Origin of the sequence: Rhodococcus sp. IEGM 1381 (assembly GCF_030056795.1) — a bacterium.
Classification (GTDB): Bacteria; Actinomycetota; Actinomycetes; order Mycobacteriales; family Mycobacteriaceae; genus Rhodococcoides.
Map to the genome: position 1 here is coordinate 1,692,656 of NZ_JASHKQ010000001.1, position 26,072 is coordinate 1,718,727.

The window sequence follows — 26,072 nt, forward strand, 5'->3', positions numbered from 1 at the left end:
ACTCACTTCAACTGATCCTCGGTGTAGTAGCCACCCTCGACGAGCAGCTTCTGGTAGTTGTCCTTGTAGACGATCTCCGGCTGCAGCAGGTACGCGGGAACAACCTTGTCGCCGTTGTCGTAATCGGTGGTGTTGTTGGTCTCGGGAGTCTGACCGTTGAGCATTGCCTGAGCCATTTGAATCGTGACCTCCGCCAGCTGGCGGGTGTCCTTGTAGATCGTGGAGTACTGCTCACCGGCGATGATGGACTTGACCGAGGGCACCTCGGCGTCCTGCCCGGTGACGATCGGGTAGGGCTGGCCGGCTGTTCCGTATCCGTTGCTCTTGAGTGCGGAGAGAATTCCGATCGAGATGCCGTCATAGGGCGAGAGCACGCCCTGGACCTTCTGGCCCGAGGAGTAGGTCTTGGTGAGCAGATCCTCCATGCGCTTCTGCGCGGTGGCCGGATCCCAGCGCAGTGTTGCGGCGGTCTCGAAATCGGACTCGCCACTGCCGATCTTCAGAGTTCCCTTGTCCAGGTACGGCTTCAGGGTCTCCATGGCACCGTCGAAGAAGAAGGTGGCGTTGTTGTCGTCCGGCGAGCCGCCGAAGACCTCGATGTTGAGCGGGCCTGCGGGTGCGTCGGCCTTGTCGGTGCCGTCCTCGTTCTTCAGACCGAGACCGACGAGAAGCGAGGTGGCCTGGTCGACGCCGACCTTGTAGTTGTCGAACGTCGCGTAGTAGTCGACGTTGGGCGAGTTACGAATGAGGCGGTCGTAGGCGATGACGCCGATGCCGTTGTCCTTGGCTTCTTGCAGCTGGGTGGTGATGGCAGTGCCGTCCACCGAGGCGACGATGAGAAGCTTTGCGCCCTGGGTGATCTGGTTCTCGATCTGATTCACCTGGGTGGGAATGTCGTTCTCGGCGTACTGCAGATCGACTTTGTAGCCCTGACCCTCGAGTGCACTCTTGAGGTTGTCGCCGTCGGCGATCCAGCGAGCCGAGGACTTGGTCGGCATCGTGACGCCGATCAGGGCTTCGGCGGTGCTGCCGCCTTCGGCCGGAGCCTCGTCTGCGGTCTTGGTGCTCGACCCGCACGCGCCGAGCGTGAGGGTGAGTGCCACCGCGGCCGCGGCCATGGATAGGTGTCGAAACTTCATCGTTTCTCCCTGCGTAGTGGAGTAGACCGTGAAGCGGGGCCGTTGGGTTGTCCCGTGTGGTTCGCATCACATCAAAACGAAAGTGTGAGCGATAACATCCGCATTGTCAAAGATTTCTTTTTTACACACACGTCACGAGTGTGAGCGCTAACATCCGGTGCCGCGAAAGCTGGCCGGGAGTACCCGTCGGACAGGTCAGTGCAGTTCGTGGACCGACTGCTTACCGCTCTTGAGCCAGCGACCGGGCAACCGGCCGACGAGCTCGCCGAGCGGGTGCACCGCCGCCGAGAGAATCTCGACGGAATCCTTCAGGATGTCGATCGAGATGCTCATGCGTTCGATGTTGGGAGCCACGGACGTCAGCGTCTCGGAGAGCTTCACCAGCTGGTCCAGTGGCCCGTCTTTGGCGGTCAGGCGCTCGACGGCCCCGTCCTCGGCCAGCATCGTCTCGAGGATGCCGTTCTCGGCGATGGCCCTCTCGATGAGGCCGTCCTGACGCGTCAGCACCTCGAGCGGACCGTCCTTGGCCGTCAGTCGTTCGAGCGGACCGTTGGTGGCGGTGATGCGATCGAGCAAGCCACCCTCGGCCAAGAGACGTTCGAGTGGTCCGTCTTCGGCAAGCAGTCGATCGAGGGGCCCACCGGGTGCGAGGATTCGTTCGACCGGGCCGCCCGGGGACAGCAACCGCTCGAGAGTGCCGTCCTCGGACGTGAGGCGATCGACGACGCCGCCCTGGGCGAGCAAGCGATCGAGCGGCCCGCCCTCTTTGAGCGCGTTGCCCAGGGCACGGTCGTCGGAGGTGAGCTGACCGAGCTGGGCGAGCAGTTGCATCGTGCCGCCGCGCGGATTGGCGAGTGAGGCCACTCCTGCGGTGCCGGACGCACCTGTGGCCAGCGCCATTCGGGTGGTTGCCAGCGCGACCTCCGCGACGCCGATCGCCTGTTCGGCAATGGCAATTCCGGCGCGCGCGGGCAGTGTGATCGCTGACACCCAGTTCATGGATTTACTGTAACTGCTCGTAGCTCCGAAAATCAGTGAAGAACCTTCAGTCCTACGACGCAGCCGACGATGCCGACCAGAAGCGCAACCTTGAGCAGCGAGGCAGCTTCGGCACCGGTGATCATGGCGTACGCGACGGTGAGGGTGGCACCGATTCCCACCCAGACGGCGTAGGCGGTTCCGGTGGGCAACGAGCGCATCGCTATTGCGAGACCGATCATGCTGAGCACCACTGCGACCCCGAAGACGACGGATGGTCCGAGTTTGGTGAAGCCCTCGGACTTCCCGAGCGCGGTTGCCCAGATCGCTTCGAGAACACCGGAGACGACGAGAATGAGCCAAGCCATGGGAAATCACTCCTTGCACCGTCTTGTCGCTGTTCGGGTACGGTGCGCTCGTCCGATTGTCGGAAGTGACTTGTACGATCGTACCAATCTTGGCGGATGCGGGACGTGGCTTTCGGAAATGTCAGCGGACACACATTTCCGCTCACAGCAACCTCCCAGCGAGAGTCCAGCGAACGAGCAGCATCTCGCGCAATGATCGACACCGTGAGCGAGACACCCGAGGCCCGAGTCCTGATCGTCGACGACGAACCGACCATCGTCGAACTGCTGTCGGTCAGCCTCAGATACCAGGGATTCGAGGTGGCGACGGCGTCGTCCGGTCCCGAGGCATTGGACAGGGCCCGCAACTTCAGGCCCGAGGCTCTCATTCTCGACGTGATGATGCCCGGCATGGACGGCTTCGGTCTGTTACGCCGGCTGCGGGCCGACGGGATCGATGCGCCTGCCCTGTTCCTGACCGCGCGCGACTCGGTGGAAGACAAGGTGACCGGGCTGACCCTCGGCGCGGACGACTACGTCACCAAGCCGTTCTCACTCGAGGAGGTGGTGGCCCGACTCCGGGTGATCCTGCGCCGTTCGGGCAAGAGCGAGGACGCACAGCCGTCCCGAGTTGCGTTCGCGGACATCGAACTCGACGACGACACCCATGAGGTGTGGAAGGCAGGTGAGCCGATATCTCTCTCGCCCACCGAGTTCACGCTGCTGCGGTACTTCATGGTGAACGCGGGAACGGTGCTGAGCAAGCCGCGGATTCTCGATCACGTGTGGCACTACGACTTCGGTGGTGAAGTGGGAGTGGTGGAATCGTACGTGTCGTACCTTCGCCGCAAGGTCGACACCGGAGACACCCGCTTGATCCACACACTGCGGGGAGTCGGCTACGTCATGCGCCAGCCACGGTGACGGGCGTTCGAGCTCGGCTTCGAAATCTGCCGCTGCGATTCACGTTGGTCGCAGCGTTGCTGCTGCTGGTAGGGCTGGGTTTGCTGGCGTCGGGGGTGGCGGTGACGTCGTCGCTCGAGACGTCGTTGATGCGCCGCCTGGACAGCCAACTGATCGAGGCATCCCAGGGCTGGGCCAAGCCGGGCGGCGACCGCCCGTTCCCGCCCGTCGGCGAGCCGAATCCTGGCCGTCCGCCGTCCAACTTCTACGTGCGTTCGGTGGCCGACGACGGCACCGTCCGCGGACCGATCAATGATGTGGCAGATGACGTTCCGGATCTGTCGGGCGAACCGTCCTCTGTCCCGACGACGGTCGGCTCCGAGGCTGACCCGGACAAGGAGTGGCGCGTGATGACGGTGACCAACAGCGACGGGTCCACCACTGTGGGCGTGCCGCTGGGTCCCAATCAACAGACTGTCAGCAGGCTCGTAGTGCTCCAGTTCTACATCGGTGCGGCCGTGTTGCTGGCCCTCGCCGTGATCGCCTACTTCGTGGTGCGGCGCAGTCTTCGCCCGCTGCGTGAGGTGGAGACGACGGCCGCGGCCATCGCAGCCGGCGACCTGCACCGTCGGGTCCCCGAATGGAGTGAGAAGACCGAGGTGGGCCGATTGTCGGCGGCCCTGAACGGGATGCTCTCGCAGATTCAGCGCGCGTTCGCGGCAACGGCGGCCTCGGAGGAGGCCGCTCGTGCATCCGAGAATCGGATGCGCCGCTTCGTCGCCGACGCCAGCCACGAATTACGCACACCGTTGACGACCATCCGCGGGTTCGCCGAGCTGTACCGGCAGGGCGCGATGAGCGACATCTCGTTGCTGATGAATCGAATCGAGGGCGAGTCGGCGCGAATGGGCCTGCTCGTCGAAGACCTGTTGATGCTCGCGCGACTCGACGCGCAACGGCCTCTGGACATGCGGCGCGTCGATCTGCTGACCATCGCCGCCGATGCCGTGCACGACGCCAAAGCGGTCTCGCCCGCGCGGGACATCTCGCTGAAAGTGCTGGCAGGGCCGGGAATACCCGAAGTCAGCGGCGACGACGCGCGGCTGCGTCAGGTGCTCGCGAATCTCGTCGGAAACGCGGTACGGCACACACCCGAATCCGCGTCGACCACCGTCTGCGTCGGAACGACCCAGTCGTCGGTGTTGCTCGAAGTCCAGGACACCGGGCCCGGTCTGGGCGAAGAAGAGGCGGCGCACGTCTTCGAGCGCTTCTATCGAGCAGACTCCTCGCGCACGCGCGAGAGCGGCGGCAGCGGGCTCGGTCTGTCGATCGTGGCGGCCCTGGTAGCGGCGCACAACGGCACGGTGCGTGTGCAGAGCGCCCCGGGGCAGGGCGCAACCTTCCGAGTCGAATTACCCCGCGCCGACGGTTGATTCGCGTGCCGCCCTGGCTTTCTTGCGTTCGGCCAGCTTCGTGTACGCGGCTGCGGCGAGTGGCGCAGCCACGAGCATCGACACCAGACGGATCACCTGAACGCACGCGACGAAGGTGACGTCCGATCCTGTTGTCGCAGACACGGCCAGTACGGCGGCCAAGCCGCCGGGTGTGGTCGCGAGGTAACCGGTGAGCATGCTGACTCCGGTGATCGCAGACAGTGCCCAGCCGAACAGTGCGCAGACAACCCCGATCGAGACGACCAGCAGCGCAGCCCACGGAAAGATCCGTCCGATGGCGCGCAGGCTCGCGACGGTGAAGGCAAGGCCCGCTTGCCATCCGATAACGATGAACGCCACCGGCAGCAGCACGGTGGGTACCGAGATGTCGACGGGCCACCCGATCAGTTCGCAGGCACCGGCGACGATCAGTGGTCCCAGTGTGGCGGGCGCGGGCAGTCGGATCAGCCGAGCGAGCACGATTCCGGCGATGACGGCAGCGATCAGAAATGCCGTGCCTAAGTACCAGGGCGTCGTCGACTGGTCCTGGGTGCCGGCCCCGCCACCGGTGTCGGTGTGGAACGCGAACGTGACGATCAGAGGCATCGTGACGACCACGAGTGCGACGCGGAGGTACTGGACCACGGCGACGATCCGCTCGTCACCGCCGAGTTCGCGAGCAATGGACACCAGACCCGTTGCGCCACCGGCAATCAGGGACAGTGCCCCGGTCACCGGGTCGACGTCGCGATGCAGTGCGAGCAGTGCGCCGCAACCGGCGCTGACGACGAGCGTTCCCGTGCCGACGAGAACGGCGGGAATCCAGTTCTCGCCCAACGCCTCGAGGGTGTCGGTATCGAGCATCAGGCCGATGGTCACCGCCAGCGTGCCCTGCGCGGCCATCGACGCGGGCCGCGGCACCGCAGCAGGGCCCAGGCCGGTCAGTGCGAAGACGACGGCAACAACGAGAGCGGCGAACAGTGAGGGTGCCGTCAGGCCCAGGGCTTCGAAAAGGGCCCAGCCCCCAACGGATACGGCCGCGAGGCCGATCCATCGGAGGCTGTGCCCCAGTACTTTCAACACGCGAGTACCTGGGTCACACGGTGCGGAGCACTCACGCTCCGGACTTGACGAGCAGAACCGGGACCGGGATCTCGAGCAGCAGACGCTGAATGGTTTGCCCCATCAAGAACTTTCCGACTGCGGAGCGGTGGCGTGAGCCGACCACCAGGATCTCGGACTTCTGCTCCTCCACCAGTGTCAGCAGGGTGTTGACGGCGTCGGGATCGGGCCTGCCCACTGCCACGGTCCAGGAGACGGAGTCGGCGTTGTCGATGTCGGTGAGGGCCGTGTCCACTGCGGTGGAGACCGCAGCAGTTTCGGCTGCCTCGGCGGACGGCTCGGCCGATCCCGACAGGGCATGCAGGACGACGAGGTCCGTCTCTCGGATGCGTGCTTCTCGCACTGCGGCCGCGAGCGCTGCGCGGCCCTCGGGTGAATTGTTGTGCAGTACGCCAACAGTCATGACGGTTTCTCCTTCAGGAAGGTGGGGTGGGGGATCAGCCGAAGGGGATCTGGCCGAGAACGACGCCGACGGCCAGCATGGAGAGGGAGACGACCACCGCTCGCCACAACACCTTCTTGTGGTGATCGGCCAGCGACACTCCGGCGAGGGTGACCAGCAGCAGGATGGCCGGAACCAGCGGACTCTGCAGGTGGACGGGCTGGCCGGTGATCGAGGCACGTGCCATCTCGACCGGGTCGATGCCGTACTTGCTCGCGGTCTCGGTCAGCACCGGCAGGATGCCGAAGTAGAAGGCGTCGTTGGTCATGAAGAACGTCAGCGGGATGCTCAGGATTCCGGTGATGACGGCCAGGTACGGGCCCATACCGGACGGGATGACGTTGAGCAGCCATTCGGCCATGGCCTCGACCATGCCGGTGCCCTGGAAGACGCCGGTGAGGATTGCCGCGGCGAGCACCATGGCGACCACGGAGACGATGGAGGACGAGTGCCGTGCGATCGCGTCGCCCTGCTCCTTGACCTTGGGGAAGTTGACCGTCAGGGCGATGGAGGCAGCGATCATGAACAGAACCGGAATCGGCAGGATGTCCATGACGAGGATGACGAGCAGGATGACTGTCAGAGCAGCGTTGAACCACAGCAGCTTCGGGCGCAGGGTGTCGCGGTTGGGATCGAGGCCGTCGAAGAACTGACCCGATTCGCCTGAGTCGTCGGATCCACCGGTTCCGGCTCCGCCGCCGCCCTTGCCGCCCTTGCGAAGACTTCCGCCGCCGGAGGCGACCAGTTCGGGCTCGTAGATGAGCTTGCCGATGCGGCGACGCTCCATGATGCCCAGGTGCACGGCGAACAGCAGCACGATGATCAGGCCGACGATCATCGACGGAACCATCGGAACGAAGACGTCGGAGGGTGAGATTCCGAGAGCGGATGCGGCGCGAACCGTCGGGCCACCCCACGGGATGATGTTCATCGTGCCGTTGGCGAGGCCGGCGACGACAGTGAGAATCACCGGGCTGACACCGAGTTTGAGGTACAGCGGTAGGAGCGCGGACGTGACGATGATGAATGTCGTCGAGCCGTCACCGTCGAGCGAGACGACCATGGCCAGAATTGCCGTTCCCACAACCAGTTTCATCGGGTCGTTGCGCACCAGTCGCAGGATGCCGCGAACGAGCGGATCGAACAGTCCGACGTCGATCATGATTCCGAAGAAGATGATGGCGAAGAACAGCAGGGCCGCGGTGGGGGCCAAGGACTTGATGCCGTCGGTGATCATGTCACCGATGCCGAGTCCGGCACCGGCCAGCAGGCCGAAGATGACGGGAACGAGGGTGAGCGCGACGACGGGCGTGGCTCTCTTGGTCAGGATCAAGAACATGAAGGCGGCTACCATGAGGAAGCCGAGTATCACCAACATCGTGCACTCCTTCTCGAAATGTGTGAGGTGGGTCCGGTTGGACTACGTGTTGTGACTGAAGTTACGTAACCGGCATCACATGTTCGCCGTTGTGCGCACTACCCGCGCAAGCAACGTAAAGAGCCTTTTGCGCATTGTGCTCGAGCAGCTCGCGCTCTAGCCTTGGCACGTGCGATTGAGGACTCAAGTGCTGTTGCTGCAGGCTGCGTTGGTTGCGGTGGCGCTGGCAGTGGCCTTCGGGGTGTTCGCGATCAGCAGCGGTGAACAGGCGAGTGAGGAGTACGGCGAGCGGGCACTCGCGGTCGCGCGGACGGTGGCCTCGGATCCGCAGGTGCGTTCACTGGTCGAGCAGTTCTCGGCCGCGGACACCGCAGGTACCGACGCTGCGCCGGCCGGGGTACTGGCCGGCGGTGCGCTGCAACGGGCAGGCGAAAGTGCGCGGGAACGTACCGATGCCCTGTTCGTCGTGATCACCGACGATCGGGGCCTGCGCCTGGCGCACCCCGATCCGACCGTCCTGGGACAACGGGTGAGCACCGATCCGTCGGGTGCGTTGGCGGGCAACGAGGTGGTCGAGCAGGAGCGCGGCACGCTGGGCGACTCCGTTCGCGCCAAAGTTCCTGTACTGGCGCTCGGTTCGAGTGACGTGGTGATCGGCGAAGTGAGTGTCGGCATCTCCACGACGGCCGTGCGCACCGAACTGGTGAAAGATCTGATCAACGGCGCTCTGGTGACCGGAGCAGTGCTGTTGTTGGGTGTACTCGGCTCGATCCTGTTGGCGCGCAGATGGAAGCGGCTGACCCTCGGGCTCGAACCCGAAGAACTGGCCGAGCTCGTACGCGAGCAGGAGGCGGTGCTGCACGGCATCGGTGAAGGCGTGGTGGCCATCGACCCCGACGGCGTCGTCACGGTTGTCAACGACGAGGCGCGCACCTTGCTGTCGATCGACGGTAAGCCCGGGATGCGTGTCGAGGACATCGGCCTGACGCCCAGATTGCTCGAGGTCATCGAATCGCCGACGACGGAACCGGTACTGGCGGCCGTGAACGAGGTTGTGGTGATCGCAGCCGCCCGAAAGGTGCTGCGCGACAATCGAGATCTCGGTACGGTGCTGACCGTGCGTGACCGAACCGATGTGGAGACGCTGACGCGTCAGCTCGACGCGGTGCAGTCGATGTCTGCCGTGCTGCGCGCGCAACGGCACGAGTTCGCGAACCGGATGCATCTGGTCAGTGGACTGCTGCACGAAGGCCACCCGGACCGCGCGTCGCAGTACATCGACGAAATTCTGGGTGTGGGACCGAGATCGGAAGCAGTCGAGGGGATAGATGCCGTGTCCGACGCCTATCTGCGTTCCTTTCTCACCGCCAAGGCCGCGCATGGCCGCGAGAGTGGTGTGCGCCTGGTGCTGGGGGAGAACACCTGGGTTGGCGGCGAACTGGTCGGACCGGTGGATGTCACCACCGTGCTGGGCAATCTGATCGACAATGCGATCGATGCGGCCCGGCTCGGGGCACGTCGACCTGCCGAGGTGGAAGTGGAACTGGTGCAAGAAGATTCGACGCTGCATATCGTGGTCGTCGATTCAGGTGACGGTGTCGCGTTGACACCCGAGCAGGTGTTCGCCGAGGGCGTCTCGACCAAGTCGACAGCGGATACGCCCGGTGGTCGAGGTGTGGGACTGGCGCTGAGTCGACAGATCGCGCGTACCCGTGGCGGCGATGTGACGTTGGCCGATGTCGGTGGGCAGATCACGGCAGACAACGACCGTGGGGGCGCGGTGTTCATCGCCACGATTGCCGACGCACTACTGATTCAGGAAGTGACGCAATGAGAGTTCTCGTCGTCGACGACGACTTCAGGGTCGCAGATCTGCATGCGGCACTGGTGAATTCGCTCGACAACTACGAGGTGGCCGCGGTGGCGACCAGTATCGCCCAGGCGCGAGAAATGCTGACGACCCAGTCGTTCGATCTTGCTCTGGTGGACGTCTATCTGCCCGACGGGTCCGGTATCGACCTCGTCCGCGAACTCCCGTGCGACGCGGTGGTGCTGTCGGCCGCGGCCGATCAACAGACGGTCCGCTCAGCGTTGACCGCGGGCGCGTGGACGTATCTGATCAAACCGTTCCCACGCTCGGCGCTGGTCGACCGGCTCACCGGATACCTGAACTACCGCGGGGCGCTGGATCGTTCGGAAGAACTGACTCAGGCGGACATCGACGGAGGACTCGACGCCCTGCGCCCGCGTGCTGCGGCACCGTTGCCGACGTCTCAATCGGTCACCCGTGATCTGGTGCTCGACGCGGTGCGCGGTACGGCGGAGCCGATGTCGGCCGGAGAAGTTGCGGCTGCAATCGGGATTTCGCGAGCGACCGCGCAACGCTATCTGGCCACCCTGGTCTCCAAAGGACGGTTGCGGATGCAGCTGCGCTACGGGTCGACCGGGAGGCCCGAGCAGGAGTACTCGTCAGCGCCGGGTGCGTGAGAATGCCACCACCACGGCCCCGAGAACCGATATCGCGGCAGTCACCAAGGCTGCTGTGTTCCAGCCCGTAGTCAATGCCCCTGCGCTGTGATTGCTTGCCGGAACAGCCACCACCGCAACCACGGTGACTCCGACTGCGGATCCGACGTAGCGCGCGGTGTTGTTGGCTCCGCTGCCCATTCCGCCGCGGCCGGCGGGAACGCTTGCCACCGCCTCGCGACCGAGAGCGGCATTGAGTATCCCGCTGGCAATACCCGCTACGAGCAGTCCGGGCAGCAATCGGGGCCAGGATGCGTTGTCGGACAACCCCGACACCATCACCATTCCTATCGCGACACCCACCAGACCGACGGCGAGTTGCGTCCGACCGCTCACCGACGCAGGGATCCTGCGGGCCAACAGAGCGGTGACGACCGACGTACCGGACCACCCGAACAGCAGCAGGGCTGCCCCGAGAGCATCGATTCCCAGTGCGGTGCCGACAAATCCGGGCATGTACGACATCAGTGCGATGATCCCGCCGCCGGTGGCCAGTGCCGCGACCGTCGCTGCGAGAAAGGGTGGATGCCTGAAGAGCGTCAGATCCAGCATCGCTGTTGCACTGCGCAATTCGAGGATCGTGAAGGCGGCCAGTAAAAGTGCGGCGAGGGTGAAGAGAACGATGGGCGTGACAGTGGTCCAGCCCTGCCTGCCCTCGACCAACGCGGCCAGCAACGCCGCGATGCCCGTTGCCAACAGCAGCGCGCCGACCGGATCGAGCCCGCGCGGGGCGTCGGATCTGGATTCTTCGACGAGTAGGTGCGCGGCGACGGCCAGTACGACCGTGGCGACGGCGAGAACCACATAGGCCTCGCGCCAGCTCGCCCAGCGATCGAGTACGGCGGCCAGCAGGGGGCCGAGAGCAATGCCGGCACCGACGCTCGCGCCCCAGACTCCGCTCGCCTTGGCGCGCACAGGGCCGGCGGGGTGAGTGTGGGCGATGATGCCCAGGCTCGATGCGATGACCGCGGCACCGCCGAGGCCTTGAAGGATGCGGGCCAGTACGAAGATCAGCGTATTCGAAGACACGGCACTGATCAGCGTCCCGACTGCCAATACCGCGGCCCCGAGTGCGAAGGTGCGGCGACGGCCGAAGTCGTCGGCGATGGTCCCGGTGGTGAGCAGTGCGGCGGCAAGACCGATGCTCATCGAGCTGAGAATCCAGGTGCGCCCCGCGGCGTCGGACATCAGATCTGCCGCGGTGCTGTTGATCGTTGCGAGCGGAGCGGTGAACGCCATCAAGGTGAGCAGGGTGCCGAGGGCGGCGATGGAGAGTGCTCGGGTGCTGTTCGTGGTGCTGGTGGGCGAAAGTGCGCTGTCGGTCATCGTTGTCCCTTTGGTCTGGTGATCGAACTGTAAACGCCCAACTTGGTTCGGTCAACAGACTGTACGATTGCCCCATGGCTCTCGGAATCGACTACGCCCGCCAGGACTGCTCCCTGGCCCGTGCCCTCGAACTCGTCGGCGAGCGATGGACGATGCTCATCGTGCGCGACAGCTTCTTCGGCGTCCGACGCTTCGGCGATTTCCAGGTTCACCTCGACATTTCCAAAGCGGTTCTCGCCCAACGCCTCGGTGCGCTGGTCGACGCGGGGCTGCTCGAACGGCAAGCCCGAGCCCTCGAAGGCGGACACGACGACTACGTCCCGACGGTCGCCCTCGAAGCACTCTGGCCGGCCGTCTTCGCCCTGAGCTACTGGGGTGAGGAGCAGACGGCGAAACCCGCGGGGAAGCGTCGAAGATTTCTCCATGCGCCCTGCGGAACTGACCTCGGACACCTGGGTATGTGCCCCGAATGCGGCGTCGCGCCGGGACCTCACGACATCGACACCGACGTCGGGCCCGGGTACGACCCCGACACCCGATCCGACGAAGTGTCGATGCAGCTACGTACGCGTCGACGGCTGCTGGTGCCCCTGCGCTGACCGAGGTGCGTCAGTTCGGGACGTGAGCCTCGTGGCCGAGGTTGCGCAACGCCGCTCGGAGCTTGGCCGCGGCCTCGTCCTGTGACTCTGCGGAGGGATTCGGATCGGCACCGGAGATGTCGAAGTTACCCATGTCGTAGGCCGGGAACACGTGCAAGTGCAGGTGCGGCACCTCCAGCCCGGCGATCAACAGACCCGCGCGAGGTGCGTCGAACGCGGTCTTGACGGCCTGACCGATGATCTGCGCGACGGCAGTGATCTTGGCGAACACGGCACCGTCGACGTCCTGCCACTGGTCGATCTCCTCGCGTGGAACCACCAACGTGTGGCCCTGCGTGAGCGGCGCGATCGTCAGAAACGCAACCACGTCGACGTCCTGCCAGACGAACCGTCCCGGAATCTCGCCGGCGATGATCTTGCTGAAAATGGAAGCCATGGGAACAGGATGCCCTACGCGCTTGTCTCCCAGGTGATTGACAGGTTCGTCGCAGGGTGGGTCCAGCTCCGGGCTCGATTCTGGTCCACATGACAACGAATTCCCTCGCACGAGCAGCAGGCCAACGGCCCGGCTCGAACGCCACGGCCACGCTCGAGGTGGTCATCCCGGTCTACAACGAAGAGGCAGACCTCGAACAGTGCATTCGTCGTCTGCACGAGCATCTCGAAGACCGAATCCCGTTCCGGTCGCGCATCACGATTGCCGACAACGCAAGCACCGACGGCACCCTCGCTGTTGCCCGTCGGCTCGCCGACGAGATCGACGGAGTCGGAGTTCATCATCTGGACGAGAAGGGCCGCGGCCGCGCGCTCAAGGCAGTGTGGTTGATATCGGACGCCGACGTGGTGGCCTACATGGACGTCGATCTCTCCACCGATCTGAACGCGTTGATGCCGCTGATCGCACCCCTGATGTCGGGCCACTCGGACCTCGCCATCGGATCACGACTCAACCGATCGTCTCGGGTGGTCCGCGGTGCCAAGCGTGAATTCATCTCGCGCAGTTACAACCTCATTCTGCGCACCTCGTTGCGCGCACGTTTCTCGGACGCGCAGTGCGGCTTCAAGGCCATGCGGACCGATGTCGCTCGGCAGTTGCTCCCACTGGTCGAAGACACCGGATGGTTCTTCGACACCGAATTGCTCGTGATCGCAGAGAAAGTGGGTCTGCGTATTCACGAGGTGCCCGTCGACTGGGTCGACGACCCGAACAGCAGCGTCAACATCGTCGACACCGCCGTAAAGGACCTGCAGGGATGCTGGCGCGTCGGCCGTGCCCTCGCAACCGGTGTAATGCCGGTCGCCGAACTACGTCGAAGCCTGGGGCGGGAGCCGCTCGTGCCCGGTGTGCCGCACGGAATGATCAGCCAGATGGTCCGATTCGGCATCATCGGCGTCGCCAGCACCATCGCCTACGCACTGCTGTATCTCGTGCTGCACTCACTGATCGGCGCACAGGCAGCGAACTTCTTCGGGCTCTTGATCACCGCCGTACTCAACACTGCGGCCAACCGCGCCTTCACCTTCGGCGTCCGCGGGTCCGAAGGCGCCGGGAAGCATCAACTCCAGGGATTGATGATCTTCGGCTTCGCGCTGCTGGTCACCAGTGGGTCGCTGGCCGTGCTGCACGCCTGGGTTCCCGATGTGTCCCGTCACGTCGAACTCGCCGTCCTCGTTGTCGCCAATCTCGTTGCCACCGTGTGCCGATTCGTCGCTTTGCGGTGGGTCTTCGGTAGCTCCGAATCTGCCGTTGCACAGTCGACAGCATCGGAGAAGGGCCTGTGACGACGACAATCGAGCGGCCCTCCGCGGCTGCGCCGTCGGCCCCCGTGACGTCCCCGCGGTGGGAATGGGTCGGGCTGGTCGCGTTGCTCCTAGGGACCGGCGTCGCCTACATCTGGGGACTCGGTGCCTCCGGTTGGGCCAACTCGTTCTATTCCGCTGCGATACAGGCCGGTTCGGTGTCGTGGAAGGCCTTCTTCTTCGGGTCCTCCGACGCCGCCAACTCGATCACCGTCGACAAGCCCCCGATGTCACTGTGGTTGATGTCGTTGTCGGTGCGCATCTTCGGGCTCAACTCCTGGGCGATGCTGGTGCCGCAGGCGCTCCTCGGAGTCGCCTCGGTGGCTCTGCTCCGCGCCACCGTCAAGAGACGCTTCGGCGGAGCGGCCGGTCTGCTCGCAGGCTTGGTGCTGGCGCTCACTCCGGTTGCCGCACTGATGTTTCGGTTCAACAACCCCGATGCGTTGCTCGTGTTGCTCATGATCGCCTCGGTGTGGGCGCTGCTGCGCGGCGTCGAGACCGGAAAGACCAAGTGGCTGTTGATCACCGGCATGTTCGTCGGATTCGGATTCCTCACCAAGCAGCTCCAGGTGATGCTCGTCGTGCCGCCCCTGGCGCTGACCTACCTGATCGCCGGGCCACCGAAGTTCGTGACCCGAGTGCTGCAGCTCTTCGGTGCACTCGGCGCGATGATCGTCTCGGCCGGGTGGTGGATTCTGATCGTGGAATTCTGGCCGGCGGCGTCCCGGCCGTGGGTCGGTGGTTCGCAGAACAATTCGATCCTCGAACTCACGCTCGGGTACAACGGATTCGGTCGACTCAGCGGCGACGAGACCGGAAGCGTCACCCCTGGGCGAGGCGGGATGGGAGCGGGGGTGGGTAGTTCGATGTGGGGTGAAACCGGCATCTTCCGAATGTTCGACGCCTCCCAGGGCGGCCAGATCGCCTGGCTCATCCCGGCTGCGCTGATTCTGCTGATTGTCGGACTGGTGCTGCGCGGCAGAGCACCTCGCACCGACGGGCAACGAGCCTCGCTGATCGTCTGGGGTTCCTGGTTGCTCGTCACTGGGCTGACGTTCAGCTTCATGGCCGGAATCTTTCACTCGTACTACACCGTTGCGCTCTCGCCCGCGGTCGCTGCTGTCGTCGGCATCGGCAGTGTGATGTTATGGCGGCGACGCGACATCTACTGCGTACGCGTCGCGATGGTCGTCGCGGTGGCGTCGACCGTCGCGATGGCGTGGGTACTGCTGCACCGCAGCGAGAGTTTCGTGCCGTGGCTGAAGTGGGCAATTCTCGTCGTCGGGGTACTCGCGGTTGTCGCGCTGCTGATTCCGGCACTGACCCGCGGCAGAGTGGCGGCAGCATCGATTCTGGCGGTGATGTTCGCCGGACTTGCCGGGCCGACGGCCTACGCAGTCGACACGATCGGGACACCGCACACGGGGTCCATCGTCTCGGCCGGTCCGAACACCGGTATGCGCGGGTTCGGCGGAATGGGTGAGGGTCGCCGAGGTCAGGTAGGTCTGCCGGCCGGGATGCAGTTGCCGGCGGGAGTGGCAGGTCAGGCGGGGGCTCCTGGACAGATGCCGGGCGGTGCCGAGATGGGTGGTATGGGCGGTGGCATGGGCGGTCTTCTCGAAGGCAGTAAGCCGACCGCGGCGATCACCGCGATGCTCGAGCAGGACGCAAGCTCCTACACCTGGGTGGCAGCGGCCATCGGAGCCAACACTGCGGCCGGCTATCAACTGGCCACCGAAGACCCCGTCATGCCCATCGGCGGGTTCAACGGGACCGACCCCTCGCCGACCCTTGCCGAGTTCCAGCAGTACGTCGCCGACGGACAGATCCACTACTTCATCGGCGGCGGCGGGATGCCGGGGATGGAGTCGGGTACCTCGGCATCGATCTCGGCCTGGGTCACCGACAACTTCACCGCGACCACGGTGGACAACGTGACGTTCTACGACCTCACTCAGTAACAACGAACCATCACGAAAGAGCCCCGCACCGTGACAGGTGCGGGGCTCTTTCGCGTCGAGCAGATAGTCTGATGCACTGTGCGCGTACTAGTCATTGGTTCCGGTGCTCGTGAGCACGCCCTTCTACTTGCGTTGAAAGCCGATCCGTCGGTCGAGAAGCTGTTCGTGGCTCCCGGCAACGCAGGTACCGCGAAGCTCGCCGAGCAGCACGCGGTCGACGTCGCCTCCGGCGAGGCGGTGACCACGCTGGCGAAAAAAATCGAAGCCGATCTCGTGGTCATCGGACCCGAGGTGCCCTTGGTTCTCGGGGTCGCCGACGCACTCCGCGAGGCAGGCATCGCCGCGTTCGGCCCCTCCGCCGACGCCGCGCGCATCGAAGGATCCAAGGCGTTCGCCAAGGATGTGATGGCAGCAGCCGGTGTACGCACCGCGCACAGTGAAATAGTGGACTCACCTGCTTTGCTGGACGCAGCTCTCGACCGCTTCGGTCCGCACTGGGTGGTCAAGGACGACGGTCTGGCCGCGGGCAAAGGCGTCGTCGTCACCACCGATCGTCTCATAGCCCGCGATCATGCTGCCGAGCTCCTCGAGAACGGTCACCCGGTGCTGCTGGAATCGTTCCTCGACGGACCCGAGGTCTCGCTCTTCTGCCTCGTCGACGGTGAGACCGTGGTGCCACTGCTGCCCGCGCAGGACCACAAACGCGTAGGCGACGGAGACACCGGGCCCAATACCGGCGGCATGGGTGCGTACACCCCGTTGCCGTGGTTGCCCGAGGGCGCGGTCGAGCAGATCGTGCGCGATGTGGTGAAACCCGTTGCCGCCGAGATGGTGAAGCGCGGCGTGCCGTTCTCCGGCCTGCTGTACGCCGGCCTGGCGATGGGGGCCGATGGACCGGCCGTCGTCGAATTCAACTGTCGCTTCGGTGATCCCGAGACGCAGGCAGTGCTCGCGCTGCTCGATTCACCTCTCGGTGAGGCGCTGAATGCGACGGCAACCGGCACTCTCGCGTCGCTGCCGCCGCTGCGCTGGAAAGACGGCGCGGCCGTCACCGTCGTCATCGCTGCCGAGAACTACCCGGGTCGCCCCCGTACCGGTGACGAGATTCTCGGCTCCGACGGCGCAGGCGTCCTGCATGCGGGCACTGCGGTCAAGGACGGAGCGGTGGTGTCGGCGGGCGGACGCGTGTTGAGCGTGGTCGGAACCGGATTCGACCTCACCGCCGCCCGCGACGACGCCTACTCCCGAATCGCTGGAATCCGCTTGCCGGGCAGTCATTTCCGCACGGACATCGGACTAGCTGCAGTGGAGGGCCGTATGTCGCTGTAGGTGACCACAGCGCCCACTATTCGTGCTGAAACACCTTTTCCCGATTGTGGGAGCGAATTGTGGGTGCTCAGGTCAGTGCCTTCCGGCGTCGACGCACCGTATCGATGATCTGGTCCACCACGTACGCGAGGTTGCTCATCACCATTGCTGCTGAATAACGCAGAACCAACCAACCGTCGAGCTGCAGGGAGTTCTGCCGAACTCGATCGTTGGTGAACACCTTGGACTCTGTGTGGAACTCACGGCCGTCTATCTCCACGATCACCCGTGACCTCCGGTCCATCAGGTCTGCAAAGTACCGGCCCACCTCGGCGTTGATTTCCAAGTGGTAGCCCCGCGCTGTGAGGGCGCGCGCCACTATTCGCTCGGGCTCGGACAGGGTGCGTGGACAACACACGCGTAGTTGTTTTCTCACCGCTGCAATCCCGGCCATCCCCGCAGACTTCTCACACTGCAGCGCAACCACCCGCCAGCTGACCTTGTGCGTGAGTGCGGCGTCGAAGAATCGCTCCAATGCAGTCCTGGGCAACATGGCTGCAGCGTCGATGATGCACTGTTCGATCGTGACAACGGGAAGCAGATCGACGTAGCTGGACTCGATCAGGGTTCGGCGGTATTGGCGAACCCATGGCGGGCCTGCCCGTTTCGTCGAGCGAGGAATCGTGAGGTGAACCTGGTCCGGTTCGTGGTCGAGTAGGGTCCACCACCACGCCGCAGTGAGATGGCTGAGAACGGCTTTCGGTTGCCACAACGTGACCGCGGCGCACCGGTCGCGGAAATCGGGCTCGCCGGTGCAGTAGATGGCAGGCAGTATCCGCGTCAACTTTCCGGTCTTGGTGCGGTAGGTGATAGCTCCTCTGGTCAGTCCCGAATCGAGTAGTTGTAGTTGCGTGTATACCGTCATCCGCACAGCCTTGCGTCGAAATAGTCGTCGCGGGAGAGAGATTCGCGAATTGTGGATAGCCTTGATTCCTGTGGATAACTGACCTCAGGTCACACTTCGCGAAGGCTCCGACGGTATGCCGTGTGGTAGTGCGAATTGTGGGCGGTGAGGTCAGTAGTGTCGATACAATGCACAATGAATCGCAGCGATCGAAGGTCGAGCCGTTTCATGTGATGGATGTGTTCGCGGCAGCGGCCGAGCGAGCACGCACTCACGGCGATGTACTCTCGCTCGCCGCAGGTCAGCCATCCACCCGGGCACCCGGGCCCGTGTTGCGCGCCACCCGGGAGGCCTTGGACGCGCATCTGCTCGGGTATACCGAGACGCTCGGTCTTCTGCCGCTGCGCCGCGTAATCGCCGAGTATCACAGTGCGCGGTACGGCATCACCGTCGACGCCGACGACGTGGTGATCACCACCGGCTCGTCGGGAGCGTTCACTCTGCTGTTCCTCGCTGCGTTCGACGCGGGAGACACCGTCGTGATGGCGAGGCCTGGGTATCCGGCCTATCGAAACACGTTGGCGGCGTTGGGCTGTCAGGTGGTCGAATTGGACTGCGTGGAAGAGACGCGGTTCCAACCGACCGTCGCGATGCTCGAGGAACTGCCCGAGCCGCCGGCCGGGTTGATCATCGCCAGCCCCGCCAATCCCACCGGCACGATCATCGACGCGGATGAGCTGGCCGCGATTGCGCGCTGGTGCGACGAGCACGGAACGCTGCTGATCTCGGACGAGATCTACCACGGCATCTCCTACGGCAATGCGCACACGTCCAGCGCATGGGAGACATCGAAAGAATCCGTCGCGATCGGATCGGTATCGAAGTACTTCTCGATGACGGGTTGGCGGCTGGGGTGGATGCTGCTGCCGGCCCGATTGCGCAGGGCCGTCGAACGATTGGCGTCGAACATGACGGTCTGCCCGCCGGCGATCTCGCAGGTTGCCGCCATTGCGGCGTTCACCGAGGAATCGCGCGTCGAGTTGGATTCACACGTCGAGCGCTACGCCGTCAATCGCCGAATTCTGCTCGACGGTGTGCCGGCCATGGGCATCACTGATCTTGCGCCGGCCGACGGTGCGTTCTACGTGTACGCCGATATCGCACACCTCACCGACGACTCGCGGAGTTGGTGTGCGCGAGTTCTTTCCGAGACCGGGGTTGCACTGGCACCGGGCGTGGATTTCGACACCGTCCGCGGCAACCACACAGTGCGGTTCTCGTTCGCCGGCACCACCGCGGACGTCGAGGAGGCATTGGCGCGACTCCGCCTGTTCACAGCCTGCTGAGTACCTCGTCGATGTCTGCGGAGTCGACGTCACGGTGGGTCACGAAGCGCACCTTGCCCGCGACGGTCACCGCGGCGATACCCAGCTCGGCCAGCTCCGCCACAGTCTGCACGGGGTCGGTGACCGATACGAGCACGATGTTCGTCTCCGGGTCCGGCACGTCCCAGCCCCGATCCCGCAGCCCGCGAGCGAGAGTCGCCGCGTTGGCATGATCGGTGGCCAGATCACCGATGCGACCCAGGGCTACCAATCCGGCCGCGGCCAGGACGCCACCCTGACGGACGCCGCCGCCCAACATCTTTCGGACGCGTCGCGCTTCGTGGATTCGCGCGGCGTCGGAGACCAACATCGAACCGACGGGTGCACCGAGTCCCTTGCTCAAGCACACCTGCACCGTGTCGGCACCGGCCGTCAACGACGCAATCGGAACATCGAGCGCAACAGCAGCATTCCACAACCTGGCACCGTCGAGATGGATGCGAAGGTTCGAGTCACGTGCGGCAGCAACGAGTTCGGACCATTCGTCCGGTCCGAACACGGCACCGCCGGCAAAGTTGTGGGTGTTCTCGAGCGAGAGCAACGTAGTCCGCAGCGCGAAGTACGGCCCTGCGCCGCCGGCCTTGGCGCGAACGGTCGACGCGAGGGGACGGCCGGGGCCTGCGTCGTGGGGGAGGGCGTCGGGCATCCCGCCTGCCAACCACGCGGCGGTGCCGAGCTCGGATCCCAGCACATGCGCATGCTCGGGTGCCAGGAATCGATCGCCGCGCTGCAGATGCAGCATCAGCGCAATGATGTTGCCCATCGACCCCGACGGGACCCACAGCGCCGACTCGAATCCGAGCATGCCTGCGACTGCCTCTTCCAATGCGGCCATCGTGGGGTCGTGATCGAGGACGTCGTCGCCCACTTCGGCGTCGGCCATGGCTTTTCGCATGACCGAATCGGGCCGGGTGATGGTGTCGGAGCGGAGGTCGATCGTTCGATGTGCCACGACCATTGACAATTCCATAGCGCGAAAGCAGTCCGACGAACGGCCTCGAGCTGGCACGATGACTTGATGTCCGCAGGTCCGACCGAGGCGCAGCACAAGGTGTCGGGTGCGACTCCGAAGGGGGTGCGCCGCCGCCAGGCATTGGCGTCGGCCGCTGCGGACCTCCTCGTCGAGGGTGGCTTCGACGCGGTTCGGCATCGGTCGGTGGCCGCCCGGGCCGGGCTCCCGCTGGCCTCGACCACCTACTATTTCGAGTCCCTGGGAGACCTGGTTGCCGCGGCTGTCGACGTAGTCGGAACACGTGAGATCGACGTCATGCGCGGTCGCATCGAGGACGAGGGCAAGTGCTCGAACGAAATGGAATCGACGGTCGACCTCATCGTCGACCTGCTCATCGGGCCACAGGACGGCCACGAGCAACTGATCGCACGATACGAGCGCTTCATCGCCTCGGCCCGGCATCCCGAACTGCGGGAAGTACAACTGCGGCTGCGCGCCCAGATCGACGATCTGCTCACCGACGTGCTGCGTAGATCGGGCCGAACCGTGCAGGAAGAGCAGCTACGACGACTTGTGGCGGTGGTCGACGGAGCAGTGGTGGGCGCGCTCAGCGAAGTGGACCCCGATCCTCGGGAAATGGCGCGAAGCATGCTGTTGGCCGTCATCGACATCGTGGCACCGGCGGAAAAGGTGCCGGCCGATTGACTCGCTCCTGCGGGCGAACGCGTGCCGAGACGTTCGGCCCCAACTGGTTCTAGTCGGCCTCGCCGGAGTCGGCGTCGTGGATCGGTGGCACCTTGCACACGCCGTCCTCGCAGACGGGGCCGTGGTCGTCGCCGAAGATCTCCAATGGACCGCTCATGAGCGGGCAGCGGCTTTCTGCAGGACCTCGGCGAACACCGACGGGGCCTGCGCGCCCGACACACCGAGCCGTCCGTCGATCACGAAGAACGGCACACCGCTGATCCCATAGGCGATGGCCTGCTCCTTGTCTGCGCGCACTGCTGGCAGGAACTCCTCGGACTTCAGCGCCTCGACCACTTCGTCACGGTCGAGACCGACCTCCGAGGCCAGTTCGGCGAGGTCATCGACGCAGCCGACGTGGCGGCCCTCCTCGAAGTAGGCCGCCAGGAGCCGTTCCTTCATCTCGACCTGCCTGCCCTTCGACTTGGCGAAGTGCAGGAGCTCGTGCGCCTTGACGGTGTTGGTGTGTTGCAAGGCTTCGAAGTCGTACGCGAGCCCCTCGCCTGCGGCCAGCTCGGTCATCTGCCCCAACATCTGCGTGACCTGGGCGGCCGGCATACCTTTGTGGGAGACGAGAAAGTCGACCTCGCTGCCGTCGAAGTCGACCGGTGTGTCGGGTGCCAGCTCGAACGAGTGGAACTCCACCTCGAGCGTCCCGCCTCCGGCGGTGAACTCTGCAGCGCCTGCCTCGAAGCGGCGCTTGCCGACGAAGCACCACGGGCAGGCGATGTCGGACCAGATGTCGACCTTCACTGTTCGGCTCACGAGGGCTGCAACATCGAAACGCGCTGCGGGTATTCCACGTAGCAACCTCTCCCTCGCGCGAATGAAACGAGACGCGCGTGCGATCGCGGGAGGTCGGTGATGCAGTCCACTTCCGAAACAGTGCAGTCGTCTTCCGAGACCGACAACTGCGCCACGTAAGCTGGACGCTCGTGAGCATTCCGAATGTCCTGGCCACCCGTTACGCGAGTCCCGAGCTGGTGGCGCTGTGGTCTCCGGAGCACAAGATCGCACTGGAACGACAGTTGTGGATCGCGGTGCTGCGCGCGCAGTCCTCCCTCGGAGTCGACGTCCCCAACGCTGCGATTGCCGACTACGAAGCCGTCGTCGACCAGGTGGATCTCGCGTCGATCGCCGAGCGCGAACGGGTCACTCGGCACGACGTCAAGGCTCGGATCGAGGAGTTCAACGCCCTCGCCGGCCATGAGCACATCCACAAGGGACTCACCAGTCGCGACCTCACCGAGAACGTCGAGCAGCTGCAGATCCTGCGCTCGCTCGAACACGTGCATGCGCACGGTGTTGCGGTTGCCAAGAGGCTGGCCGAGCGCGCTGCCGAATACTCCTCGCTCGTCATGGCCGGCCGCAGCCACAACGTCGCAGCTCAGGCCACCACTCTGGGTAAGCGTTTCGCCTCCGCGGCCGACGAGCTGCTGCTGGCCCTGGCCCGGGTTCAGGAACTGATCGCTCGCTACCCACTGCGCGGGATCAAGGGCCCGATGGGTACCTCGCAGGACATGCTCGACCTGTTCGGCGGCGACTCCGCCAAGCTCGTCGCGCTCGAGCGCATCGTCGCCGATCACCTCGGTTTCCGGCACACGCTCACCAGCGTCGGCCAGGTCTATCCTCGTTCGCTCGATCACGAGGTCGTCTCTGCGTTGGTCCAGTTGGGTGCCGGTCCGTCGTCGTTCGCGCATACCGTCCGACTGATGGCTGGCCACGAACTCGTGACCGAGGGGTTCCAGCCGGGACAGGTCGGCTCGTCGGCGATGCCGCACAAGATGAACACCCGCTCGTGCGAGCGCGTCAACGGCCTGCAAGTGGTGCTGCGCGGCTACGGATCGATGGCCGCCGAGCTCGCCGGTGCACAGTGGAACGAGGGCGACGTCTTCTGTTCCGTCGTGCGCCGTGTCGCCCTGCCCGACGCCTTCTTCGCCATCGACGGTCTCATCGAGACCTTCCTGACCGTGCTCGACGAATTCGGTGCCTACCCGGCCGTCATCGCCAAGGAACTCGACCGATACCTGCCGTTCCTCGCGACGACGAAGGTGCTGATGGCCGCCGTGCGCGCGGGAGTCGGACGCGAGACCGCGCATGAGGCGATCAAGGAACACGCCGTGGCCGTCGCACTGGCGATGCGCGAGCAGGGACAAGAACCCGACTTGCTGGACCGACTGGCCGCCGACGATCGACTCCCACTCGACCGCGCTGCCCTCGATGCTGCACTGGCAGACAAGACCGCCTTCATCGGTGCGTCCGACGCCCAGGTCAGTGCTGTCGTCTCGTCTGTGGAGCGGCTGATCTCGAAATTCCCGGCCGGCGCGTCCTACAGCCCGTCGCCGATTCTCTAGTCAAGCAAGGACTTCGGGGAGGTCGGCGACGGAGTCGATCACGTGGTCGGGCTCCATCGCGAATTCGTCCGTGATGCGCCGATCCAGGACATCCTGACGGAACTTCCCGGTGCGGACCAGCACTCCCGTCATGCCGACGACCTGGGCGGCGAGCACGTCGTTGTCCAGGTCGTCGCCGACCATCACGACATCGTCCGGGTCGACGCCCATCCGATCGGATGCCGTCCGGAAGCCCAGCGGAGCCGGCTTCCCGATGGCCTTCGCGGTATGGCCCGACGCTTGTTCCATTCCGGCCAGATACATGCCGGTGTCGATGCGCAGACCGGCTCCCGTGCTCCACATCAACGACCGATGCATCGCGACGACGGGTATGCCGCGGCACAGCCAGTCGTAGACGCGACTGAGGCGTTCGTGGGTGAACTCCGGCCCGGCACCGCCGACCACCACGACGTCGGGATCCTCGGACGTCTCGTCGACGAACTCGATTCCCGGCATGTCGCCGGCGATCTCACCGTTGTTGATCAGCACCACCCGCGCGTCCGGATAGTTCTCGCGTAGATGATCGGCGGTGAGCGACGCGGCCGTGACGATCTCGTCGGAATGGACGTCCAGCCCCACATCGCGTAACGCCGTCGCGATCTGCCCGCGGGTCTTCGACGTCGTGTTGGTCAGGAACGCACGGGCAATGTCCTTGCTGTCCAGAAACTTCAGCGTCTCCGCGGCCCCGGGCACCGCCTGCCACGACGTCACCAGAACGCCGTCGATGTCGAAAAGAACCCCGCCGATACCCATCGGCAAACAGTAGTCGGGTTACCGAACGCCTGCAGCCTCAGCCATGTCGTCCACGTAGGGTCGACAGCGCCCCGATGCAGGCAGTGAGGAGCCGGCCGATGGATGCACGACATGTCGAGCGTCTGCCCGCCACACGGCTGCCAGTGCACTCCTGTCGTCGATGAGCGACCGAGAACTCGCGCTGGCAGTGGCGACGGCTACTCCGCTCGGAACAGGAATCGGCGGTCGCTCGATGGAAATGGACGTCGACGGCGACCGGGTCTTCGTCGAACGAATCCCTCTGACCGACATCGAGATGCTGCCGCAGAACAGGTTCTCGACGGCGAACCTGTTCGAGCTCCCGACGTTCTATCAGTACGGGGTAGGGTCGTCCGGTTTCGGTGCCTGGCGCGAACTCGCCGCTCACACGATGACCACCGAGTGGGTGCTCGACGGGGAATTTCCTGGACCCGTTGATGTATCACTGGCGCATTCTCTCGGACTCTGCCCCCGAAGGATTCGTCGACGAGTTCGGGGGCTTGGAACGCGCGGTGACCTATTGGGAGGGGTCGCCCGCAATACGGAGTCGGTTGGAGGCCATCGGCACGTGCAAGCACAGTGTGGTGGTGTTCCTCGAACACATACCGCACACTCTTGGCGAATGGATTGCCCAGCAGCGCAACAGTTCCGACGGCGAAGCAGTCTTCCTGTGGGCCGAGAACGCACCCGCGCAGGTGACCGAATTCACGAGTGCACACGGCTTCGTCCATTTCGATGCCCACTTCGCCAACATCCTGACCGATGGGCAGCAACTCTATTGTGCAGATTTCGGACTCGCCTCGAGCTCGATCTTCGACCTGTCTACGCACGAGGCCACGTTTCTCTCCCACCACCTGTCGTACGACCGTGTCTACACCGCCGGTCAGCTGCTCCGAATGCTGGTCGCGGACAAATTCAGTGAGAGCGAACGCGACGCCCTGCCGCAGAGCTGGATCGAGGGAACGCGCCCCGAGGGCATGTCGCCGGCAATCGAAGCATTCGTCGATCGTCACATCCGCCCGACAACAGTGCTGAATTCCTTTCATCGCAGCCTCGTCGACGACACCGAAGTGACGCCGTTCCCCAGGGCGGAGATCGACAGGGGGTAAGCACCTTAGAGTTTGGGACTGTGAACCCATACACAATCTTCGCCGAGATCATTGCCGGGACGGCCGAGTCCTCTCGCGTCCACGAGGACGAGACGGTCGTCGCGTTCATGGATATCCGACCGCTCACCAGTGGACATGTACTGGTGGTGCCCAGGGAGCAGTTCCGGACTCTGGCGGAGTTGCCACCGGAAGTCGGCGCGCACCTGTTCGTCGTCGGGCAGAAAGTGGCCGCCGCTGTGCGAGCGAGCAATCCGCGCGTCGCGGGGGTGAATCTGTTCCTCGCCGACGGCACCGTGGCTGGTCAGGAAATCTTCCACGTGCATCTGCACGTCATCCCGCGCATGATCGGCGACGGATTCGGCCTGCGGGCTCGGCCGGCGTCGCCGCAGCGATCCGAGCTCGACAGGCAAGCGGGGGAGATTGCGGCTGTTTTGAGCTGAGCCGCCGGCAGCTTCCCCCTCGGCCCTACCCGAAGTGTTAGCCTGCTCAGGGTCGACTAAGCGAGGGTAGCCTTTCCTTATGCTCATTGGGTGGTAAACCTCCTGGTCGCTC

Annotated in this window: 25 protein-coding genes and 1 riboswitch; of the genes, 13 read left to right on the plus strand and 12 right to left on the minus strand. The window is 64.7% G+C overall.

What is annotated here, in order from left to right; translation table 11 throughout:
• Positions 1–2 precede the first annotated feature (2 nt).
• The 3 genes from chvE to QM797_RS07985 form a co-directional block, all read right to left on the minus strand.
• Entirely contained in the window at positions 3–1,139 is a 1,137-nt protein-coding gene (gene chvE / locus QM797_RS07975) for a multiple monosaccharide ABC transporter substrate-binding protein (protein ID WP_283274746.1), read from the minus strand.
• A 195-nt stretch (positions 1,140–1,334) separates the two neighbouring features.
• Positions 1,335–2,138 carry an SRPBCC family protein gene (locus QM797_RS07980; RefSeq protein ID WP_283274747.1) on the minus strand — a complete coding sequence of 268 codons (804 nt, stop codon included), beginning with the start codon at positions 2,136–2,138 and terminating at the stop codon, positions 1,335–1,337.
• Positions 2,139–2,170: 32 nt separating this feature from the next.
• Complete coding sequence (locus QM797_RS07985; protein WP_283274748.1) at positions 2,171–2,485, minus strand: DMT family transporter; 315 nt, start codon at positions 2,483–2,485, stop codon at positions 2,171–2,173.
• A 12-nt stretch (positions 2,486–2,497) separates the two neighbouring features.
• Positions 2,498–2,560: riboswitch (guanidine-III (ykkC-III) riboswitch) on the minus strand.
• Positions 2,561–2,677: 117 nt separating this feature from the next.
• Between QM797_RS07985 and QM797_RS07990 the strand changes: the two genes are divergently transcribed.
• Together QM797_RS07990 and QM797_RS07995 are read left to right on the plus strand one after the other, a co-directional pair.
• The gene (locus tag QM797_RS07990) at positions 2,678–3,388 is read left to right on the plus strand and encodes a response regulator transcription factor (protein WP_283274749.1); all 711 of its coding nucleotides are present in this window, start codon (positions 2,678–2,680) and stop codon (positions 3,386–3,388) included.
• The gene (locus tag QM797_RS07995; protein WP_502942276.1) at positions 3,385–4,800 is read left to right on the plus strand and encodes a HAMP domain-containing sensor histidine kinase; all 1,416 of its coding nucleotides are present in this window, start codon (positions 3,385–3,387) and stop codon (positions 4,798–4,800) included. Before QM797_RS07990 ends, QM797_RS07995 begins: the two co-directional genes overlap by 4 nt.
• On the opposite strand, the gene QM797_RS08000 is transcribed toward QM797_RS07995, so the two are convergent.
• The 3 genes from QM797_RS08000 to QM797_RS08010 are packed head-to-tail and all read right to left on the minus strand — an operon-like array spanning position 4,780 to position 7,742.
• Positions 4,780–5,880 (minus strand): AbrB family transcriptional regulator, encoded by a 1,101-nt coding sequence (locus tag QM797_RS08000; RefSeq protein ID WP_502942298.1) that lies wholly within the window; start codon positions 5,878–5,880, stop codon positions 4,780–4,782. The two genes, QM797_RS07995 and QM797_RS08000, sit on opposite strands and share 21 nt — an antisense overlap.
• 34 nt (positions 5,881–5,914) lie before the next feature.
• Positions 5,915–6,325 (minus strand): universal stress protein, encoded by a 411-nt coding sequence (locus tag QM797_RS08005; RefSeq protein WP_283274752.1) that lies wholly within the window; start codon positions 6,323–6,325, stop codon positions 5,915–5,917.
• A 34-nt stretch (positions 6,326–6,359) separates the two neighbouring features.
• On the minus strand, positions 6,360–7,742 hold the full coding sequence (locus QM797_RS08010; RefSeq protein WP_283274754.1) for a CitMHS family transporter: 1,383 nt from the start codon (positions 7,740–7,742) through the stop codon (positions 6,360–6,362).
• A 169-nt stretch (positions 7,743–7,911) separates the two neighbouring features.
• Here QM797_RS08010 and QM797_RS08015 point away from each other — a divergent pair, with 169 nt between their 5' ends.
• Complete coding sequence (locus QM797_RS08015; protein WP_283274755.1) at positions 7,912–9,576, plus strand: sensor histidine kinase; 1,665 nt, start codon at positions 7,912–7,914, stop codon at positions 9,574–9,576.
• Entirely contained in the window at positions 9,573–10,229 is a 657-nt protein-coding gene (locus QM797_RS08020; RefSeq protein WP_283274756.1) for a response regulator, read from the plus strand. Before QM797_RS08015 ends, QM797_RS08020 begins: the two co-directional genes overlap by 4 nt.
• On the opposite strand, the gene QM797_RS08025 is transcribed toward QM797_RS08020, so the two are convergent.
• Positions 10,212–11,594 carry an MFS transporter gene (locus QM797_RS08025; RefSeq protein ID WP_283274757.1) on the minus strand — a complete coding sequence of 461 codons (1,383 nt, stop codon included), beginning with the start codon at positions 11,592–11,594 and terminating at the stop codon, positions 10,212–10,214. The genes QM797_RS08020 and QM797_RS08025 overlap by 18 nt on opposite strands.
• Positions 11,595–11,668: 74 nt before the next feature.
• On the opposite strand from QM797_RS08025, the gene QM797_RS08030 reads away from it, so the two are divergent.
• A complete protein-coding gene (locus tag QM797_RS08030) occupies positions 11,669–12,193 on the plus strand; it encodes a winged helix-turn-helix transcriptional regulator (RefSeq protein ID WP_283274758.1) in 525 nt (174 codons plus the stop codon).
• A 10-nt stretch (positions 12,194–12,203) separates the two neighbouring features.
• Here QM797_RS08030 and QM797_RS08035 read toward each other — a convergent pair whose 3' ends face one another.
• On the minus strand, positions 12,204–12,629 hold the full coding sequence (locus QM797_RS08035; protein ID WP_283274759.1) for an HIT family protein: 426 nt from the start codon (positions 12,627–12,629) through the stop codon (positions 12,204–12,206).
• An 89-nt stretch (positions 12,630–12,718) separates the two neighbouring features.
• On the opposite strand from QM797_RS08035, the gene QM797_RS08040 reads away from it, so the two are divergent.
• The 3 genes from QM797_RS08040 to purD all read left to right on the plus strand — a co-directional run bounded on the left by QM797_RS08040 (position 12,719) and on the right by purD (position 17,283).
• Positions 12,719–13,975, plus strand: coding sequence for a bifunctional glycosyltransferase family 2/GtrA family protein (locus tag QM797_RS08040; protein WP_283274760.1), 1,257 nt, complete (start codon positions 12,719–12,721; stop codon positions 13,973–13,975).
• Positions 13,972–15,954, plus strand: a complete 1,983-nt coding sequence (locus QM797_RS08045; RefSeq protein WP_283274761.1) for a glycosyltransferase family 39 protein — start codon at positions 13,972–13,974, stop codon at positions 15,952–15,954. The genes QM797_RS08040 and QM797_RS08045 overlap by 4 nt, the downstream gene beginning before the upstream one ends.
• A 78-nt stretch (positions 15,955–16,032) precedes the next feature.
• Entirely contained in the window at positions 16,033–17,283 is a 1,251-nt protein-coding gene (gene purD, locus QM797_RS08050) for a phosphoribosylamine--glycine ligase (protein WP_283274762.1), read from the plus strand.
• Positions 17,284–17,350: 67 nt separating this feature from the next.
• Here the strand turns inward: purD and QM797_RS08055 are convergent, their stop codons facing one another.
• Positions 17,351–18,187 carry a DUF559 domain-containing protein gene (locus QM797_RS08055; RefSeq protein WP_283274763.1) on the minus strand — a complete coding sequence of 279 codons (837 nt, stop codon included), beginning with the start codon at positions 18,185–18,187 and terminating at the stop codon, positions 17,351–17,353.
• A gap of 167 nt (positions 18,188–18,354) precedes the next feature.
• Here QM797_RS08055 and QM797_RS08060 point away from each other — a divergent pair, with 167 nt between their 5' ends.
• Positions 18,355–19,512, plus strand: a complete 1,158-nt coding sequence (locus QM797_RS08060; protein ID WP_283274764.1) for a pyridoxal phosphate-dependent aminotransferase — start codon at positions 18,355–18,357, stop codon at positions 19,510–19,512.
• Here QM797_RS08060 and QM797_RS08065 read toward each other — a convergent pair.
• Positions 19,499–20,509: a threonine aldolase family protein gene (locus tag QM797_RS08065; RefSeq protein ID WP_283274765.1), complete on the minus strand. Its 1,011-nt coding sequence runs from the start codon at positions 20,507–20,509 to the stop codon at positions 19,499–19,501. The two genes, QM797_RS08060 and QM797_RS08065, sit on opposite strands and share 14 nt — an antisense overlap.
• A 60-nt stretch (positions 20,510–20,569) precedes the next feature.
• Here QM797_RS08065 and QM797_RS08070 point away from each other — a divergent pair, with 60 nt between their 5' ends.
• Positions 20,570–21,208: a TetR/AcrR family transcriptional regulator gene (locus QM797_RS08070; RefSeq protein ID WP_283274766.1), complete on the plus strand. Its 639-nt coding sequence runs from the start codon at positions 20,570–20,572 to the stop codon at positions 21,206–21,208.
• A 153-nt stretch (positions 21,209–21,361) separates the two neighbouring features.
• Here QM797_RS08070 and QM797_RS08075 read toward each other — a convergent pair whose 3' ends face one another.
• Complete coding sequence (locus tag QM797_RS08075; RefSeq protein ID WP_283274767.1) at positions 21,362–22,012, minus strand: DsbA family oxidoreductase; 651 nt, start codon at positions 22,010–22,012, stop codon at positions 21,362–21,364.
• A 170-nt stretch (positions 22,013–22,182) separates the two neighbouring features.
• Between QM797_RS08075 and purB the strand changes: the two genes are divergently transcribed.
• Entirely contained in the window at positions 22,183–23,601 is a 1,419-nt protein-coding gene (purB, locus tag QM797_RS08080; RefSeq protein WP_283274768.1) for an adenylosuccinate lyase, read from the plus strand.
• Here purB and QM797_RS08085 read toward each other — a convergent pair whose 3' ends face one another.
• Positions 23,602–24,393 carry an HAD-IIA family hydrolase gene (locus tag QM797_RS08085; protein WP_283274769.1) on the minus strand — a complete coding sequence of 264 codons (792 nt, stop codon included), beginning with the start codon at positions 24,391–24,393 and terminating at the stop codon, positions 23,602–23,604. It lies immediately after the preceding gene.
• Positions 24,394–24,848: 455 nt separating this feature from the next.
• On the opposite strand from QM797_RS08085, the gene QM797_RS08090 reads away from it, so the two are divergent.
• Positions 24,849–25,520 carry a hypothetical protein gene (locus tag QM797_RS08090; RefSeq protein WP_283274770.1) on the plus strand — a complete coding sequence of 224 codons (672 nt, stop codon included), beginning with the start codon at positions 24,849–24,851 and terminating at the stop codon, positions 25,518–25,520.
• A gap of 20 nt (positions 25,521–25,540) precedes the next feature.
• Positions 25,541–25,960 carry an HIT family protein gene (locus QM797_RS08095; RefSeq protein WP_283274771.1) on the plus strand — a complete coding sequence of 140 codons (420 nt, stop codon included), beginning with the start codon at positions 25,541–25,543 and terminating at the stop codon, positions 25,958–25,960.
• Positions 25,961–26,072 lie beyond the last annotated feature (112 nt).